Annotated in this window: 13 protein-coding genes, 1 other RNA gene and 1 other annotated feature; of the genes, 2 read left to right on the top strand and 12 right to left on the bottom strand. The window is 45.5% G+C overall.

All coding sequences use genetic code 11. From position 1 onward, the window contains the following. Positions 1-11: 11 nt before the first annotated feature. The 8 genes from ruvX to cymR all read right to left on the bottom strand — a co-directional run bounded on the left by ruvX (position 12) and on the right by cymR (position 9466). A complete protein-coding gene (gene ruvX, locus CQS04_RS01140) occupies positions 12-431 on the bottom strand; it encodes a Holliday junction resolvase RuvX (RefSeq protein ID WP_100352384.1) in 420 nt (139 codons plus the stop codon). After that, the gene (locus CQS04_RS01135) at positions 424-699 is read right to left on the bottom strand and encodes an IreB family regulatory phosphoprotein (protein ID WP_094944260.1); all 276 of its coding nucleotides are present in this window, start codon (positions 697-699) and stop codon (positions 424-426) included. The genes ruvX and CQS04_RS01135 overlap by 8 nt, the downstream gene beginning before the upstream one ends. Positions 700-773: 74 nt before the next feature. Beyond that, positions 774-3401 carry an alanine--tRNA ligase gene (gene alaS / locus CQS04_RS01130; protein WP_100352383.1) on the bottom strand — a complete coding sequence of 876 codons (2628 nt, stop codon included), beginning with the start codon at positions 3399-3401 and terminating at the stop codon, positions 774-776. A 291-nt stretch (positions 3402-3692) separates the two neighbouring features. Then, positions 3693-6083 carry an SF1B family DNA helicase RecD2 gene (gene recD2 / locus CQS04_RS01125; RefSeq protein ID WP_100352382.1) on the bottom strand — a complete coding sequence of 797 codons (2391 nt, stop codon included), beginning with the start codon at positions 6081-6083 and terminating at the stop codon, positions 3693-3695. Positions 6084-6099: 16 nt separating this feature from the next. Continuing rightward, complete coding sequence (locus CQS04_RS01120) at positions 6100-6756, bottom strand: tetratricopeptide repeat protein (RefSeq protein WP_100352381.1); 657 nt, start codon at positions 6754-6756, stop codon at positions 6100-6102. Positions 6757-6762: 6 nt separating this feature from the next. Continuing rightward, positions 6763-7875 (bottom strand): tRNA 2-thiouridine(34) synthase MnmA, encoded by a 1113-nt coding sequence (gene mnmA, locus CQS04_RS01115; RefSeq protein WP_100352380.1) that lies wholly within the window; start codon positions 7873-7875, stop codon positions 6763-6765. 5 nt (positions 7876-7880) lie between these two features. Then, positions 7881-9032 (bottom strand): cysteine desulfurase family protein, encoded by a 1152-nt coding sequence (locus CQS04_RS01110; RefSeq protein WP_100352379.1) that lies wholly within the window; start codon positions 9030-9032, stop codon positions 7881-7883. 11 nt (positions 9033-9043) lie between these two features. Beyond that, the gene (gene cymR, locus CQS04_RS01105; protein ID WP_094944251.1) at positions 9044-9466 is read right to left on the bottom strand and encodes a cysteine metabolism transcriptional regulator CymR; all 423 of its coding nucleotides are present in this window, start codon (positions 9464-9466) and stop codon (positions 9044-9046) included. 134 nt (positions 9467-9600) lie between these two features. Between cymR and CQS04_RS01100 the strand changes: the two genes are divergently transcribed. After that, positions 9601-10890: a replication-associated recombination protein A gene (locus CQS04_RS01100; RefSeq protein WP_100352378.1), complete on the top strand. Its 1290-nt coding sequence runs from the start codon at positions 9601-9603 to the stop codon at positions 10888-10890. Positions 10891-10934: 44 nt separating this feature from the next. Here the strand turns inward: CQS04_RS01100 and CQS04_RS01095 are convergent, their stop codons facing one another. The 4 genes from CQS04_RS01095 to hisS form a co-directional block, all read right to left on the bottom strand. Next, positions 10935-11711, bottom strand: coding sequence for a tRNA threonylcarbamoyladenosine dehydratase (locus CQS04_RS01095; protein WP_100352377.1), 777 nt, complete (start codon positions 11709-11711; stop codon positions 10935-10937). 92 nt (positions 11712-11803) lie between these two features. Beyond that, positions 11804-11988: non-coding RNA, 6S RNA (ssrS, locus tag CQS04_RS01090), on the bottom strand. Between the two features lie 56 nt (positions 11989-12044). After that, on the bottom strand, positions 12045-13817 hold the full coding sequence (aspS, locus tag CQS04_RS01085; RefSeq protein WP_100352376.1) for an aspartate--tRNA ligase: 1773 nt from the start codon (positions 13815-13817) through the stop codon (positions 12045-12047). Further along, the gene (hisS, locus tag CQS04_RS01080; RefSeq protein WP_100352375.1) at positions 13814-15100 is read right to left on the bottom strand and encodes a histidine--tRNA ligase; all 1287 of its coding nucleotides are present in this window, start codon (positions 15098-15100) and stop codon (positions 13814-13816) included. Before hisS ends, aspS begins: the two co-directional genes overlap by 4 nt. Before the next feature lie 200 nt (positions 15101-15300). Beyond that, positions 15301-15533: a binding site (T-box leader), on the bottom strand. A 116-nt stretch (positions 15534-15649) separates the two neighbouring features. Between hisS and CQS04_RS01075 the strand changes: the two genes are divergently transcribed. After that, positions 15650-17176: an N-acetylmuramoyl-L-alanine amidase family protein gene (locus CQS04_RS01075; RefSeq protein ID WP_100352374.1), complete on the top strand. Its 1527-nt coding sequence runs from the start codon at positions 15650-15652 to the stop codon at positions 17174-17176. Positions 17177-17385 lie beyond the last annotated feature (209 nt).

Here is a 17385-nt window from a genome sequence, read left to right as displayed (position 1 = left end):
TTCACTTCACCTCATCTGTTTTTACTATCAAGATACCCTTGAAGGATCATGACAGCCGCCATTTTATCAATGACTTGCTTGCGCTTTTTGCGGCTTACATCTGCATCAATTAACATGCGGTCTGCAGCCATGGTTGTCAATCGCTCATCCCAGAGGACGACCGGTACATCAAATGTATCTTTGACTAATTGTGCGAAGCGTTCACTTGCTTCTGCACGCGGCCCGATTGAGTTGTTCATATTTTTTGGATAGCCGATGACAACTTCCGTCACAGTATACTCACGAATCAGCTCGCCTAGACGTTCCATACCGAACTCTTCGTTTTCTTCGTGAATTTTGATTGTCTCGATCCCTTGTGCGGTCCACCCGAGGGCGTCACTGATTGCAACACCCACCGTCCGTGTCCCAACATCTAAACCCATTTTACGCATCTTTGCCCTCTTGTGTGTGTCGGATATAGAACCGAACCAATTCTTCTAAAATTTCATCACGCTCTAGTTTACGAATGACGTTGCGGGCGTCTTGATGGCGCGGAATATAAGCAGGATCTCCTGAAAGCAGATAGCCTACAATCTGATTGACAGCATTGTACCCTTTCTCTTCCAGCGCGTCGTGTACATGCGTCACCACATGCTTAACTTCCTCTTCCATTGTTTCATCTTGAACGTTAAATTTCATCGTTTTGTCAAAGGAATCCATAGTTACCAACACCCTTCCTATCCACCTCATGGAACTGTAGTTCTAGTATACCCCATGACGGAAAAAGAAGGAACTTATTTCACTAGTTCGTCAATGGATTTCAGTGCCTCTTCAAGCTTAGAACCGTCTTTCGCGCCAGCCATAGCAAAGTCTGGGCGACCGCCGCCTTTACCTCCGCACTGTTCCGCTACATGCTTCGCTAAGTTTCCAGCATGCGCACGGTCTCCAGCAAGATCTTTTGTAACTCCAGCTGCGATTATCACTTTCTCTCCTGCAACGGCACCCAAAACTACAACCCCAGAACCTAATTTTTGTTTCAAATCATCTACAAGTTGACGTAGTTGGTTGTTGTCTTTTGCATCGACCTTGGCAGTCAATACAGTCACCCCGTTCACATCACGGACAGCAGCTAACAATTCACCTGCTTGGTTGCTAGATAGCTTCGCAGATAGAGACGTGTTCTCTTTTTGAAGCTGTTTCACTTCTGCAAGTAGAGCTTCTACTTTCGAAACGATCTCACGAGGCTGCGATTTGATAAGAGCAGCTGCTTCTGCAAGACGTGCTTCTTCTTCTTTCATTAACTCATAAGCAGCTTGACCTGTGACCGCTTCAATACGGCGAGTCCCTGCACCGATTCCGCCTTCAGAGACGATTTTAAAGACGCCAATTTCAGCAGTTGTTGAGACGTGACAGCCTCCACAAAGCTCTAATGAATAGTCGCCCATCTCTACAACGCGTACGATATCTCCGTATTTTTCACCGAACAGCGCCATAGCTCCTCGTTGTTTGGCTTCGTCAATAGAATGGAATCCTGTGACAACAGGAGTTGATTCCCAGATCTTCTCGTTGACGATACGCTCTACTTGCTCAAGCTCTTCTTTCGTTGCTTGACCAAAGTGTGAGAAGTCAAAACGTAAGCGGTCTGGACCTACATAAGAACCTGCTTGGTTGACATGCGTTCCTAAAATATCTTTTAATGCTTGATGCAACAAGTGTGTCGCTGAGTGGTTTTTGATTGTCTTCGAACGAAGCTCTGCGTCCACTTGAGCCGTTACTTCCATACCGACTTTCAGTTCACCAGATTCAATGACGACCGAGTGCAAGTTTTGACCGTTCGGAGCTTTCTGAACATCTTTCACGCGACCTAGGAAATGGTCGTTTGAAATGGTTCCGATATCCGCAATCTGACCACCGCTCTCTGCATAGAAAGGAGTACGATCAAGCACAAGCTTTACTTCGTCTCCTTCAGTTGCTGAATCTACTTTCTCAGCACCTAAAACAATAGTCGAAACTTTGCCAAGTGTCTTTAAATGGTCATAGCCGATGAACTCACTGTCATCTTGAATGGACGCGAACACTTCCGATTGAACCTGCATCGAATCGACGTTTTGACGCGCTGCACGAGCTCGTGTACGTTGACCGTCCATCTCTAGATCGAAGCCTTCACGGTCGATGGTCATTCCAGCCTCTTCTGCATACTCTTCTGTCAACTCTACCGGGAAACCATATGTGTCATAAAGAGTGAAGACGGTTGTTCCGGGAACGACTGAAGAGCCCAAAGTTTTCTGCTCTTCTACTGCACGAGACAAGATAGATAAACCATCTGCAAGTGTCTCATGGAAACGCTCTTCTTCTGTCTTGATGACGCGTTTGATGAACGCTTCTTTTTGTTTGACCTCTGGATAGAAGACTTCCATCAATTCGCCAACAACTGGTACAAGTTCAAATAGGAAGGGCTTTTCGATGCCTAACTGTTTCGCAAAACGGACCGCACGGCGAAGTAGACGACGAAGTACATAACCACGGCCTTCATTTGAAGGAAGTGCACCATCTCCAATAGCAAAGGCTACGGTACGGATGTGGTCAGCAATGACTTTGAATGCGACGTCTTGCTCTTTTGACTCGCCGTATGTCTTGCCACTGATTTCTTCCGTTTGCTTGATGATTGGCATGAACAAGTCTGTATCAAAGTTTGTCGGCACGTCTTGTACTACAGAAGTAATACGCTCAAGACCCATTCCTGTATCAATGTTTTGTTTTGGAAGTGGTGTATACGTATGGTCTGGATTGTGGTTGAACTGAGAGAACACCAAGTTCCAGATTTCTAGATAACGCTCATTTTCTCCACCTGGGTACAGCTCAGGATCTTGTGGATCATTGCCGTACTTTTCGCCACGATCGTAGAAGATTTCCGAGTTCGGTCCACTTGGGCCTTCTCCGATATCCCAGAAGTTCCCTTCCAGACGGATGATGCGTGACTCAGGCACTCCTACTTCGTCTCTCCAAATTGCATACGCCTCTTCATCTTCTGGGTGTACCGTTACGGATAATAGTTCAGGGTTGAAGCCCATCCAGCGCTTGTCTGTCAAGAATTCCCACGCATAATGAATGGCTTCCTTCTTGAAGTAATCCCCAATCGAAAAGTTTCCAAGCATCTCGAAGAACGTATGGTGACGCGCCGTTTTTCCTACGTTCTCGATGTCGTTTGTACGAATCGATTTTTGTGCATTCGTAATACGTGGGTTCTCAGGGACAACACGACCATCAAAATATTTTTTGAGTGTTGCGACACCTGAGTTGATCCATAGAAGTGACGGGTCATTGATTGGAACTAGTGGAGCGCTCGGCTCGACTTGGTGTCCTTTTTCAATAAAAAATTCCAAATACAAACGGCGAATATCGTTACCAGTTAAAGCTTTCATCTTTGTGTCCTCCTTTATTTTCCAGACGAAAAAAGAAAAAGCCCTCATCCCCAAAGGGACGAAAGCTTTGCATTCGCGGTACCACCCTAAGTTGCAGAGAACATTCTCTGCATCTCAATATGCCGTAACGTGGCGGGTACGGCAGGTTTTAGCCTGCACTCGGAAGTAGCTTTCCATAGTGGACGTTCGGAAACCCTTGCAGCCGAGGGGCTTCTTTCTAGACCGGTACACTATGTACTCTTTTCGTCATCGATTTATCTTTTCTGCCACTTATCATACCGAAAGTAGCTGTCAACTGTCAATCTCTTGTGTAAGAAATTGCTCTGGTGTGACACCTTCCATTCCAATCATTGGATGAATGGACAGGACCGTCTCTTCATTTAACACGTAGTCTCTGTCTTGTGAATCCAAATCGACTTCAATTGGTTGCGCATCCGGCGTCAAGCGCTCAATCAGTGTGGTGAAACGTAAGTTGTCATCGTTACGTTCAATCCCTAGTTGAAATGCTTGTGGATCTCCACAAAGAATTAAATAGTTTTTAGCACGCGTGATTGCGGTATACAGTAAATTGCGTCGCAGCATCTTCATATAGCCTTTGGTGACGGGCAAGATGACCATAGAGAACTCACTGCCCTGCGATTTGTGGACCGAGCAGCAGTACGCAAGTGTCAACTGGCTGAGATCGGATTTTTCATAAGTGACTTCGATGCCATCAAACGATACAATCATTAATTCTTTCTTCTCCACGTTCTCAGACGCTTTAAAGATACTGATGACTTCTCCCATATCTCCGTTAAAGACGTTCGATTCTGGCTGATTCACTAGCTGTAATACTTTATCGCCGATACGGTACACTGCGTCCCCAAATACCATCTCTTTTCGAGAGCCATCTGGATTGGCGTTGACCATCTCTTGAATCATTTTATTGAGGGCATCGATGCCCGCAGGTCCTCTGTACATTGGGGCAAGCACTTGTAAATCTCGAATTGTAAAGCCTTTTGCAAGTGCACTAGATACGACTTGTTCCACGACTTTTGGAATCTGGTCAGCTGAAGCTGGGATAAACGAGCGATCTTTTGTTTTTGATAGCAAGTCATGAGTCGTCTTACCCGATTTCATTGCATGTGCGAGTTCAATGATGGATGAGCCTTCAGCTTGTCTGTAGATATCCTGAAGCTCCACTACTGGGATTCGCCTACTTGCGAGTAAGTCTTTCAGTACTTGTCCTGGACCTACGGGTGGCAGTTGATCTTGGTCGCCAACTAAAACTACTTGCGAAGTTTCAGGTACGGCCTTTAGCAATTGATGCGCGAGCCAACAATCAAGCATAGACGTCTCATCGATGATGATCAAGCTTGCTTCCACCGGGCGCCCTTCAATGTCTTCAGTATCTTGTCCCGTGAAGCCTAGCAGACGGTGAATAGTCATGGCAGGAAGTCCGGTAGATTCACTAAGTCGCTTCGCCGCTCGGCCTGTTGGAGCTGCTAGAGCTATCGGAAACGGCTTGCCCTCTTTTGCCCATTCTTTTGGATCTAGTGACAGACCATTCAAATCGGCATACAGTTCAACAATGGCACGAACTACGGTCGTTTTTCCCGTTCCTGGTCCCCCGGTCAAAATTGAGATCTGGTTGTTCAGCGCCATCTCAATCGCTTTCCTTTGCGTCGGTGCATACGTCACTCCAAAGTCGGCTTCAATAGAAGTTAGGGATTCATTGATGAGTTTCTTTTTGAATCCTTTGAACTTTGTTTGTAACAGCCGCTCCGTCTTAGTTGCAATACCGACTTCTGAGAAATAGAGAGACGGCATGTAGATACGGTTCTGCTCTACCACGATCTTGCTCTCTTCTCCGAGTTCGATAACAGCTTGAGCTAGAGATTCATAGTTGATTTCAGCAGCCTGAGATTTTTCGAGCAGTCTTTTCACATCTTCAAGCAATTGTTCAGTAGGAACAAAAATATGTCCTTCTGAAAGAGAGGCTTGATTAAGTAGATACAAGATTCCGGCTTTTAGACGATCTGTGTGGACGCCTTCGATTCCGAGTTGAGCACCAAGTTCATCGGCACGACCAAACCCGACACCTTCGACATCTTCAATCAAACGGTAGGGATTGTCGTTAAGCTTCTCTAAAGTCTGTTCGCGGTAGATCTGATAGATCTTCATCGACAGCTGAGGACCGAATCCCCATTCGTTCAGTTGTACCATGATCCGTTCCATCCCATGGTTCTCTTGCAGACCTTGGATGATCGTCTGTTGTTTGTCTTTTGTCAGACGCGGAACGGATTTCAACACGTCCGGATTGTCGAGGATTTGCTGTAGGGCATTCTCCCCGAGTTTCTTTACGATTGTCTGAGCAGTCTTTGGCCCGATCCCAGGGAATAAGTCAGAAGATAGGTAGTGAACGACTCCACGCACAGAATCCGGCTTGTCTCGCACAAATGTATCCACAGTAAACTGCTGTCCGTAGCGAGGGTGGTTCTTAAGCTGTCCATAAAACGTGTAACTTTCATCTGTTGAGAGCTTTGGGAAGTACCCGACGATGATGCCTTCTTTATCGGTGTAATTCGTATTCGTCGATTTGATCTTCACTTTAAGAATCGAGTACAGATTATCTTCATTATGAAAAATGGAGACAATCGGCCGACCCGAAATAAACAATTTGTCTTCATTTCGTTCCGTCATCCGATCGCCTCCGGTATTAGTTTCGTAATCTGATCATATCTGCCATATAACGTGCTTGGTCATAGTTTGGTTCGATTTCTAGCGCTTTGTCTAAGTGAAGAAGCGCAGGCGCTGCATCTTCTTGTGTCAACGCATACAGGACTCCTAAGTTATAATGCGCGTCTGCGTGCTCAGGCTCGCGTTCAATCAAGTCCTCAAGCAAAGGCTTGGCTTGATCGAATAGCTCGTTAGATGCTAGCAAAATCGCATAATGAAGTGTGATTTCGTCATCTTCCGGTGAAAGCTCATTCGCGCGTTGTGCGTAAGGAAGTGCGAGCTTCAGTTCATCCGTCATTTGTAGAGACTTTGACAGCATGTAATGTCCGTCAGCACCTTCTAGATTGTTGCGAATCGCACGCTCATAGAGCTTCGCCGCTTCTTCGAAACGTTCCGAGTTGTAGTACAAGTTGGCAAGACCATAATAAGCAGTTGCAGCTGTCTCGTCTAAAGACAAGGCCTTTTGAAAGAAGCGCTCTGCACGTTCCGCATCATTCATAATAGCTAGCAAGTTGCCAAAGTTGATGTACCCTACAGCTTCTTCCGGGTTCTCTTCGATAGCTTGCGTGAATGCTTTCGCTGCTTCTTCGTAGTCTCCAGTGTGCATCGCGTGGATGCCAGTTTCATTCCAATTCATTGCTGATTACCCCACGTAGTCTAATTTTTTATTGTCACGGAAGACGTGATCGATTGTACCGCCACCTAAACATTCGTCGCCTTGGTAGAACACAACCGCTTGCCCAGGTGTGATAGAGCGGACTGGTTCGTCAAACAGCACTTCTACTTTGTCGTCTGCAAGAAGTCGTACCGTTACACCTGTATCTTGTTGACGGTAACGGAATTTTGCCGTGCAGTGGAATTCTGCCGGTTTTTCTTCTGTCGTTGTGAACGAGACGTTGTCTGCAATCAAGCTTGTCGAATACAATGCTTCGTTCTGTGCATTTTGACCAACAAACAACACGTTGCGCTTTAAATCTTTTCCGACAACGAACCATGGGTCTCCTGCTCCACCGATTCCAAGTCCGTGGCGCTGACCGATTGTGTAATACATCAATCCGTCGTGCTTGCCGACCACTTGGCCGTCCATCGTCTCCATGTTCCCCGGTTGCGCTGGGAGATACCCGCTCAAGAACGTTTTGAAGTCACGTTCCCCAATAAAGCAGATTCCTGTTGAATCTTTTTTCGTCGCTGTCGCAAGACCTTGCTCCAATGCAATTTCACGAACCCGTTTTTTCTCGATATCACCGATTGGGAACAATACGTGCTTCAATTGATCTTGATTCAATTGATTCAAGAAATACGTTTGGTCTTTATTCGCATCTTTTCCGCGAAGCATGCGGAACTGCCCATCGCGTTCTTCTACACGTGCGTAGTGCCCTGTTGCCAAAAAGTCAGCACCAAGAGCGAGTGCATGCTCTAAAAACGCTTTGAATTTAATTTCTTTATTACACATAACATCTGGGTTTGGCGTGCGCCCAGCTTTATATTCATCCAAGAAGTACGTAAATACTTTATCCCAGTACTGTTTTTCAAAGTTTACTGCATAATACGGAATCCCAATTTGATTACACACTTTGATGACATCGTCGTAGTCTTCCGTAGCTGTACACACACCATTTTCATCCGTGTCGTCCCAGTTTTTCATAAAGATCCCGATGACATCGTATCCTTGTTCTTTTAATAAATAGGCCGCGACGGACGAATCCACGCCACCGGACATCCCGATGACGACGCGCTTGCCTTTTGTTTCTGTCATATTAGTCACTTCCATATCGATGCAGGTGTTGCGAGGACGCCTGCAATTTTTTCTGCAGCTTCTGTGAGCTGCTCTTTAGTCGTTGTATAGCCAAAACTAAATCTTACGGATGAACGAAGCTGAGGAGCCTGTTCTCCAAACATTGCCACGAGGACATGGGATGGATCCACTGCCCCTGCTGTACAAGCTGAACCACTGGATGCATCAATTCCTGCAAGGTCTAGTTGAATTAATAATGTCTCAATGTCTGTCTGTGGGAAAAAGAGATTGCAAATATGCGGCAATTGCTCAGCTGATTTTGCATTCTCTTCGAATGTGACGCCTAGTCGTGTCAATTCATCAAGAAAATGTTGCTTTAAACTGAGCATAGTTAAATGGTGTTTTCTCAGACTCTGTTGTTTAATATCTGCAGCTTTCGCGAATGCAACTGCTAATGGAATTGCTTCAGTGCCCGCTCGGCGTTTGCGTTCTTGTTGGCCACCATGAGCTAGCGGACGAAGCTTCGTTCCAGCTCGTTGGTAAAGGAATCCGATTCCTTTAGGGCCATTGATTTTATGGGCACTCGTGCTGAGCAAGTCGACTCCCAGTTCATTCACGTTAATTTCAAGCGTTCCATACGCTTGAACAGCATCTGTATGAAAGACGGTTTGATGGTCCTTGACTACCCCTGCAAGCTCTTGAATGTTTTGAATCGTTCCGACTTCGTTATTTCCAAACATGATGGAAACTAAAATCGTATCTTCACGCAAAGCATTCTTAAGTGTTTCAACTGTGATTAGTCCTTCTTCTGTCACAGGAAGGTACGTCACTTCAAACCCTTCTTTCTCGAGCTGCATGGCAGCATGCAACACAGCATGATGTTCAATCGAAGTGGTAATGATGTGAGTTCCTAGATGGCGATTCGCATACGCCGCACCTAGAACAGCTAAGTTATCTGCTTCCGTGCCACCACTTGTCAAAATGATTTCATTCGGATGCGCTTGAATGGTGGCTGCTAGTCGTTCCCGAGCTTGATCGAGCTGCTTGCGCGCCGATCTCCCTGTCTCATGGATGCTCGATGCATTCCCGAAACAGGTCGTATAACTTTCTGTGAGTGCTGCAATGACATCAGGGTGTACAGGTGACGTGGCAGCATGATCTAAATAAATTCTGTTCATAAGAACCTCTCCTAAATATAAAACATGTATGCGTCCGACGTGAACGGATCGTCTGAATGATCGGCCAGGTCGCGAATAGTCGTTGTATCTAATACATTTTTCACGGCATCACGAATACGAATCCAAAGTTCGCGTTGTGCGGGAGCTTCGTCCTCAATGCCTTCGACCGGTTGAATTGGTCCTTCTAAAACACGAATCACATCACCAGCTGTGATTTCCTCTGATGGTTTGGCGAGTTTATAGCCACCGTAAGCCCCACGAACACTTTTCACTAAGCCCGTGTTGCGAAGTGGTGAAACGATTTGCTCTAGGTACGCTTCCGATAAGTCGTGGTCTGCAGCAATTTGGCGAAGTGACAGCGGTCGCTCTCCTTCATTTTTAGCTAATGCAATCATAATTGTGAGGCCATAGCGGCCTTTAGTTGAGATTTTCATCTCCTGACACCGTCCGTTCATTAGTTAACTTTTCCGCTACAAGTATAGCATACCTAGCAAGGGATTTTCGATGAAATGACCTGTCATCTTTGGTACACTAAGAAGTACAAATGTTCGTAATAGGAGGTGTCTGCATGGCATCAGGAGAACCCCTCGCATTTCGCATGCGACCTCAGAAGCTTGAAGAGATTGTGGGTCAACAAGATATTATAGGCCCTACAACCGGTTTATACCAAATGATACGCAACGGACACGTCCCGTCTATGTTACTTTACGGTGAACCAGGTATCGGGAAGACGTCACTTGCTTATGCCATCGCGGGATCTTCAAATCTTCCCTTTATTGCACTAAATGCCACGACCTCGGGAAAAAAAGATATTGAAGATGTCGTCAAAGAATCTCGTTTAACCGGAAAAGTATTATTATTTTTAGATGAGATCCATCGCTTCAATAAACTACAGCAAGACACCTTGCTTCCCCATGTGGAGAACGGGTCCATTGTTTTGATTGGAGCGACTACGGAGAATCCATACCATGATGTCAATCCTGCTATTCGGTCACGCTGCGGAGAAATTAAGCAACTGAAGCGCATTGAGCAACCTGACATGGAGAAGCTTTTACGTCGAGCACTTGAAGACGAAAACAAGGGCCTTGGCAAGATGGACATTGTCATCACAGAATCTCAAATCACTCAGATAGCTGAGGCATCAAATGGAGACGCTAGGAAAGCATTAACTTTACTTGAATCCATTGTCGAAGCTTCTGATGAAGAAGATGGAAAGATTCTGATTGAGGATTCTCTTGTAGAACAGCTCGCTTCACGTATTGGGGTATTCGGAGATAAAAAAGGCAGTCATTTCTATAACCTGCTATCCGCACTTCAAAAATCGATTCGAGGTAGCGACACCGATGCAGCTCTCTACTACACAGCTCATTTACTGGAAAGCGGAGACTTAGTGGCACTATCTCGAAGATTACTTGTGATCGCGTACGAAGATATCGGTCTAGCTAACCCTGCTGTTGGAGGTCAAGTGTTAGCTGCCATCCAAGCAGCCGAACGTCTAGGATTACCAGAAGCTCGCATCCCGCTTGCAAATGCCGTGGTATTAATGTGTTTATCTGAGAAATCCAATTCGGCTTATAAAGCACTCGATGCGGCAATTGCTGGAATTCATGCTGGAAAAACCGGGGACATTCCTCTTCACTTGCGAGACGCGCACTATGGAGGCGCTAAAGCCTTAGGTCATGTTGGCTATCAGTATCCACACGACACTAAGGTGGGGTCGTTTGGTGGCTGGGTCGATCAGACGTATTTGCCAGACAAGCTAGTTGGCACGCACTTTTACGAGCCTGTAGAAGCTGGAGAAGAGAAACGCCTTGCTTCTATCTATCACAAGCTCGAATCCTTTAAAAAGAAGAAATGATTTTGTATTAAAATAGGTGCTCGCAGTTGCGAACACCTTTTTTGTTACTTCTTCGATTTAACATCCATAACGGTCTGAATTTCAACCGGCTCTAAAATATCACGAATTACCCAGCTCGCTGCAATCAACCCCGCAGCCGAAGGAACAAATGCATTCGAGCTCGGAGGCATCTTCGCCTTACGTATCTCTGCTTCTGGCTTCCCTACTGTCTTCACTACATCCTCACGCACTACAATCGGACTCTCATCTGAGAAAATAACTGGAATCCCTTTTTTAATTCCTTCTTTACGAAGCTTCGTACGGATGACCTTCGCAATCGGATCCGTATGTGTCTTCGAGATGTCCGCAATACGGAAACGAGTTGGGTCCATTTTGTTTGCAGCACCCATACTCGAGATGATCTTAATATTACGCTTCAAACATTCTTTCATCAGATGCACTTTGTAAATGATAGTGTCTGATGCATCAATCACATAATCGATACCAAGGTCAAAGAACTGCTCGTACGTTTCTTCCGTGTAAAACATATGCATATCGATGACTTCACAGTCTGGATTGATATCCGCAATCCGGTCTTTCATGATGGCAGATTTACTCTTCCCTACAGTAGAAAGATAGGCAACAAGCTGGCGGTTGATGTTTGTGATATCTACGTTATCTTTGTCCACCAAAATAATGCGCCCCACTCCACTTCGAGCACAAGCTTCAGCAGCAAACGATCCGACTCCACCGATTCCTAAAATAGCAACGGTTGTGTTCTTCAGAAGATCCAAGCCTTCTCTTCCAATAGCTAATTCATTTCTTGAAAATTGATGCAACATGTAATTCACTCCAAAGGTTAGTTGATTAGTCGGATTTACTCCGTTAAAAAACCCTTCAGCAAGATACTGAAGGGGTAGCATTCAATAAGAAGACGAATCCCAAGCGTGCCGTCTCTGTAAAGCTATCGTTTTGAACCCGCACTCAGCAGGTGGGTGTCCTCTTCACAACGCCGAAGCGTCCACCGAGATGGCATGCTCTTTATTGTGAAAGTCGGACTCCCGACGATAAAATGTTCGGTCAAAATCGATTAACAAGTCACGAACACATCAGGATTCGTATTACCGTTATAGTAGCACAGAATTTTACCGCTTGCAACAGTTAACAACAACTGTTTACTGATTATTCTGTGAAAGGACCGCTACATGAAGATCCTTCAACTGGTTTTCAGCAACCGGGCTTGGTGCATCTGTAAGGACACAGCTTGCACTTGCCGTTTTGGGGAATGCAATCGTGTCACGAAGATTTGTACGACCTGCTAAAAGCATCACTAAGCGGTCAAGACCAAATGCTACACCACCATGAGGAGGCGTCCCGTATTCAAATGCTTCAAGCAAGAAACCAAACTGTTCTTTCGCTTCTTCATCGCTGAAGCCAAGCGTGCGGAACATTTTTTCCTGCATCTCGCGCTCGTAGATTCGAAGTGACCCACCACCAAGTTCGAAGCCGTTTAACACTAAGTCATAGGCTTGAGCCCGAACATTTGCAGGGTCCGTGTCTAATAGCGCTGCATCTTCATCAGCAGGACGAGTGAACGGATGGTGCGCAGCAAAATAGCGACCTAGTTCTCCATCGTATTCAAATAATGGCCAGTTTACGACCCACAGGAAAGCAAATTTAGATTCATCGATCAGATTGCGCTCTTTTCCGAATTTCATACGAAGAGCTCCAAGAGCGTCCGCCACCACTGCTGGTTGATCTGCTACAAAGAGTAGCAAGTCTCCTGGCTCCGCTTGCATTGCTGCAATCAGCTCCTCCCCTTTTTGTTCAGGGAAGAATTTAGCGATAGGTCCTTTCACGCCATCTTCTTCAACTTTTAACCAAGCAAGACCCTTCGCACCGTAACGACCTGCAAATTCACCAAGCGCATCGATATCTTTACGAGAGTAATCTGCTGCAGCACCTTTCACAGCGATTCCTTTTACTTGGCCACCGTTTGCTACTGCGTTTTTAAAGACGCCGAAATCTGAAGTCTCAGCAATCGTTTGAAGGTCTTGCAGTTCAAGCCCAAAACGAACATCTGGCTTATCTGAACCGAAACGCGCCATCGCTTCTTGATAATCCATGCGAGGGAACGGCGTTTGCACGTCGATTCCTTTTACATCTTTCATCACTTGCTTCATCAGACGCTCATTCAGTTCAATGATTTCGTCCATGGACATGAAGCTCATCTCCATATCGATTTGAGTGAATTCCGGCTGACGGTCAGCACGTAAATCTTCATCTCGGAAACAACGGGCAATTTGGAAATAACGCTCAAATCCAGACACCATCAACATTTGTTTGAACAGTTGTGGGGATTGTGGCAATGCATAGAACTCGCCTTCGTGTACTCGACTTGGAACTAGATAGTCACGTGCGCCTTCTGGAGTCGATTTTGTCAAAATAGGTGTTTCAACTTCTAAGAATCCTTCATCTGCTAAGAAGTTACGTACTGTTTTTGTAATATCTGAACGCATTTTGAACGTATCGTACATAACCGGACGGCGAAGATCTAAGTAGCGGTGTTTCAGACGAAGATCTTCATTTACATCTGTTTGATTTTCGATTGCAAATGGAGGCGTCTTTGATTCGTTGATCACTGTAAGTTCATTCACTTGAACTTCGATTTCACCTGTTTTCATAGAGGTATTCACTTGCTTCTCATCACGAGCTACGACCGTTCCTTTTACAGAAATCAGAAACTCACTGCGAAGTTTGTCCGCTTTCTGAATCGCTTCTTGTGAGAAATCTGGGTTGAATACGACTTGCACGATTCCTGTGCGGTCGCGCATGTCAACGAAAATCAGTCCCCCTAGGTCACGGCGTTTTTGTACCCAACCGATCAGTTCTACTTGCTGTGAAATTTCTTCTTTTGTAATGGTGCCACATGTATGTGTGCGTTTCATTGTGTTGCCTCCTTGGTGTTGATCTTTTGTTGTAGATATGAGATGGCTTCTTCAATCGCTACCATTTGCTGGTCTCCTGTTGCGAGCTCTTTGATTTGCACGCTTCGAGAAGCCAGTTCGTCTTCTCCTAAAATAAAGACAAATTGAGATTTCTTACGGTCTGCTGATTTCATTTGCGCTTTTAATTTACGATCTGCATAATCCATCTCCGCACTGATTCCCGCATCTCGCAAGGACTTTACAATCTTCATCGCTTCCAGTTTTGGTGCATCACCTAGTGCAATCACGTAAGCATCACTTGCTGACTTATCTTCGATTTCTACTTGTTCCGCTTCTAAAGCTAGTAAAAGACGCTCAATGCTCATCGCAAAGCCGATACCAGGTGACGAGGGCCCGCCAAGTTCTTCAACAAGACCGTTATAACGGCCGCCTCCTGCAAGTGTTGTAATGGCGCCAAAGCCACTAGCTGTCGACATGATCTCAAATGCTGTGTGGTTGTAATAATCAAGTCCGCGTACAAGATTCGGATCCAACTCATACGAGATGTCTAGTGCCTCAAGATACGCTTTTACTTTTTCAAAATACGCAGCAGACTCGGCATTCAAATAATCCGTCAGTTGTGGAGCAGTAGCCATCAACTCGTGGTCACGATCCTTTTTACAATCTAGAATACGAAGTGGATTTTTCTCAAGGCGTTGCTGGCAATCTCCGCAAAACTCGTCGATACGAGGTGCAAAGTGTGCAACAAGCGCTTCTTTGTGAGCTGTGCGACTTTCCGTATCACCTAATGAATTAAGTACAAGTTTTATATCTTTTAAACCTGCTTTTTTATAAACGTCCATTGCTAGTGCAATAACTTCTGCATCTACTGCCGCATCCGCACTACCAATCGCTTCAATACCAAATTGGACGAATTGACGGTAGCGACCTGCCTGCTGGCGTTCATAGCGGAACATCGGTCCCATGTAATAGAGTTTTACTGGCTGATCGGGCTGCCCAAACAGTTTGTGTTCGACGTATGCGCGCACAGTAGATGCTGTTCCTTCAGGGCGAAGTGTGAGCGAGCGGTTGCCTCGGTCTTGAAATGTGTACATCTCTTTTTGTACGATATCTGTTGTATCTCCAACAGAGCGTGTGAACAATTCCGTGTGTTCAAAAATTGGTGTGCGAATCTCTTTATATTGATACACATTACAAGTATCGCGAATAATGGCTTCGACTGCTTGCCATTTAAATGACTGTTCCGGCAAAATATCTTGTGTGCCTCTTGGTACTTTGATCATGAAATAACCTCCTAATTAGTAGATGTGGAGAACGCCGCTCCAGAAATTTTGTAAAAATTGGGCGGGTCCGTAGAGGCGCTCTTTGCCTCTATGGATGCGAACGATTTTTGCGGGGATTTCTGGCGTTCGCAACTCGATTACTTTAGATGAGGAGAACGGCCAAAAACATAAAAAAGCCCCCGTCTCCCTGCGTGCACGACGCAAGGGACGAGAGCTTGTAAGCTTCCGCGGTTCCACCCTGATTGACCGAAATCGGTCCTCTTCATTAACTGGGTAACGGCCAGTACCGTCTTCACCTACACCCTGAACGGGTTCGACAAAGCGCCTCTCGAGTGTTGTTCACCTGTACGGTCTGTAGAAAAGATTTCAGCCACGTCTTTTCCTCTCTTGTCAGTCCCTTTGTACCTGCTACTTTCTCGGTCTTCGGCAATGTATGCTTGTAATATACTTTATCTTAATGACGTATTTATCGAAAGTCAATGGTTATTTTAAAATGAACCTAGATATTTGATGCCACACTCTGTACTATATGTATAAGGAGGTCGATTTATGCAGAATTTTCGTACATATGGCTATTTCGTACTGATACTCTTTCTTCTCGTCGCACCTCTCACAGCTTTTGCAGAAAGCGCCGTCGTCAATACCCCTTCTTTAAAGGTCCGTTCAGGCCCTGGTTTGACGTATGAGGTGATTGGCTCCGTAAAAGCTGGAGACGAGTTGGATATCTTATCAAAAGAGAATGATTGGTATCAGATTGACTACAACGGCCAACAAGGATGGGTGGCAAGCTGGTTGACTACAGGATCCACATCCACAGTTGAGAACCAAGCAGCTATCGTCCAAGTGAAGACATTGAATGTTCGAGCCGATGCTTCGACGAGCTCTTCAAAAATTGGACAGCTTGCTGAAGGCACATCCGTCTCCGTTAAATCCGTCAAAGGCGACTGGCTGGAAATTGACTACAACGGATCAAGTGCTTGGATACATAAAGAGTATGTACAACTTACAAACGCTAAGGATACGGTGGACCAACCAACGAAAAATGCGTTTCGAGTAGAAGTGGATGCATTGAATGTTCGGAAAAAACCATCTCTTGATTCCAAACGAATTTCACTCATCTATCGGAATGATGTATTTCAAGTAATCTCTCAAGACGACACGTGGGTGGAGATTCGACTGGAAGATGGGTCCACTGGTTGGGTATACAAATTTTATGGAAGTTTCCAAGCATCCGCCCCGTCTAGCTCAACTGAATCAACCAGTAGTGAAGACGACACAGCCTCAGCGCCATCGGTCGTGACGATTTTGTACAATGGAACCAACTTGCGGGCACTACCTTCTACCTCGAGTGAAGTCAAAGCTCGAGTGAATGCCGGAAAACAGTTACAAGTAGTTGGTACAGAAAATGACTGGTACCAAATCGAACTAGACGGTGAGACGATGTTCGTAGCCAATTGGGTTGTTACCACCGATGCTGCTGCAATAGTTGAAGAAGAGAAAGAAGAAGTGACGAGAAAACCAGGTACACTCACTGGTCTCACCATAGTACTTGATCCAGGTCATGGTGGTAACGACCACGGAACGACTGGTTATTACGGGACAGCTGAGAAAGGCTTAACCCTGCCTACCGCTGAGTTACTGGCAGCCAAGCTTGAAGCAGCTGGAGCAGACGTTATTCTCACTCGTGAATCTGATGCCTATATTGCACTCCGTAAGCGAGTTTCTGTGAGTCATCAACATGCTGCAGATGCCTTTGTCAGTATTCATTACGATTCAGTAGATGATTCGTCAGTAAATGGCTTCACAACATATTATCAACATAGCTTTCAAAAGCCTTTAGCCGATCACATTCATAACGCTCTGCAAGACCGGTTATCTTTAAAAGACCGTGGTGTGCGAGAAGGCAATTACCTAGTGTTGCGTGAAAACCAACAGCATGCAGTGTTGCTAGAACTTGGCTATTTGAGCAATGCAACTGAAGAACGCTCTGTCTCAACCGCGCAGTTCCGTGAAACGGCTGCACATGCCATCTACGAAGGATTAATTTCTTTTTTCGATAGTGAATTAGAAGATTGATTGGCTCACTCCCTTTTGGGAGTGAGTTTTTTTAGTTCCTCAAGTACTGTTAGAGTGATGTCGAAGAAAGTCCGTTTCATGCAGAAGAAAGTCCCTTACCATGTAGTTGAAATACAATGAGATGTAGAAGAAAATTCATCCTTGCAGAACAAATCGCTCGCTTTGGAGATGAAATCCTTCTGCCATGCACAACAACTGGAGTCCCATGT

The organism is Chryseomicrobium excrementi (genome assembly GCF_002798305.1).
Taxonomy (GTDB): Bacteria; Bacillota; Bacilli; order Bacillales_A; family Planococcaceae; genus Chryseomicrobium; species Chryseomicrobium excrementi.
This window is presented reverse-complemented; position numbering and strand designations above follow the sequence as displayed.

What these genes read in the sequence shown, in the direction of transcription:
- hisS (WP_100352375.1), bottom strand. Translation starts at nt 15,100, where the DNA reads ATGATCAAAGTACCAAGAGGCACACAAGATATTTTGCCGGAACAGTCA.
- CQS04_RS01135 (WP_094944260.1), bottom strand. Translation starts at nt 699, where the DNA reads ATGGATTCCTTTGACAAAACGATGAAATTTAACGTTCAAGATGAAACA.
- alaS (WP_100352383.1), bottom strand. Translation starts at nt 3,401, where the DNA reads ATGAAAGCTTTAACTGGTAACGATATTCGCCGTTTGTATTTGGAATTT.
- mnmA (WP_100352380.1), bottom strand. Translation starts at nt 7,875, where the DNA reads ATGACAGAAACAAAAGGCAAGCGCGTCGTCATCGGGATGTCCGGTGGC.
- CQS04_RS01110 (WP_100352379.1), bottom strand. Translation starts at nt 9,032, where the DNA reads ATGAACAGAATTTATTTAGATCATGCTGCCACGTCACCTGTACACCCT.
- ruvX (WP_100352384.1), bottom strand. Translation starts at nt 431, where the DNA reads ATGCGTAAAATGGGTTTAGATGTTGGGACACGGACGGTGGGTGTTGCA.
- CQS04_RS01100 (WP_100352378.1), top strand. Translation starts at nt 9,601, where the DNA reads ATGGCATCAGGAGAACCCCTCGCATTTCGCATGCGACCTCAGAAGCTT.
- CQS04_RS01095 (WP_100352377.1), bottom strand. Translation starts at nt 11,711, where the DNA reads ATGTTGCATCAATTTTCAAGAAATGAATTAGCTATTGGAAGAGAAGGC.
- CQS04_RS01120 (WP_100352381.1), bottom strand. Translation starts at nt 6,756, where the DNA reads ATGAATTGGAATGAAACTGGCATCCACGCGATGCACACTGGAGACTAC.
- CQS04_RS01075 (WP_100352374.1), top strand. Translation starts at nt 15,650, where the DNA reads ATGCAGAATTTTCGTACATATGGCTATTTCGTACTGATACTCTTTCTT.
- aspS (WP_100352376.1), bottom strand. Translation starts at nt 13,817, where the DNA reads ATGAAACGCACACATACATGTGGCACCATTACAAAAGAAGAAATTTCA.
- recD2 (WP_100352382.1), bottom strand. Translation starts at nt 6,083, where the DNA reads ATGACGGAACGAAATGAAGACAAATTGTTTATTTCGGGTCGGCCGATT.
- cymR (WP_094944251.1), bottom strand. Translation starts at nt 9,466, where the DNA reads ATGAAAATCTCAACTAAAGGCCGCTATGGCCTCACAATTATGATTGCA.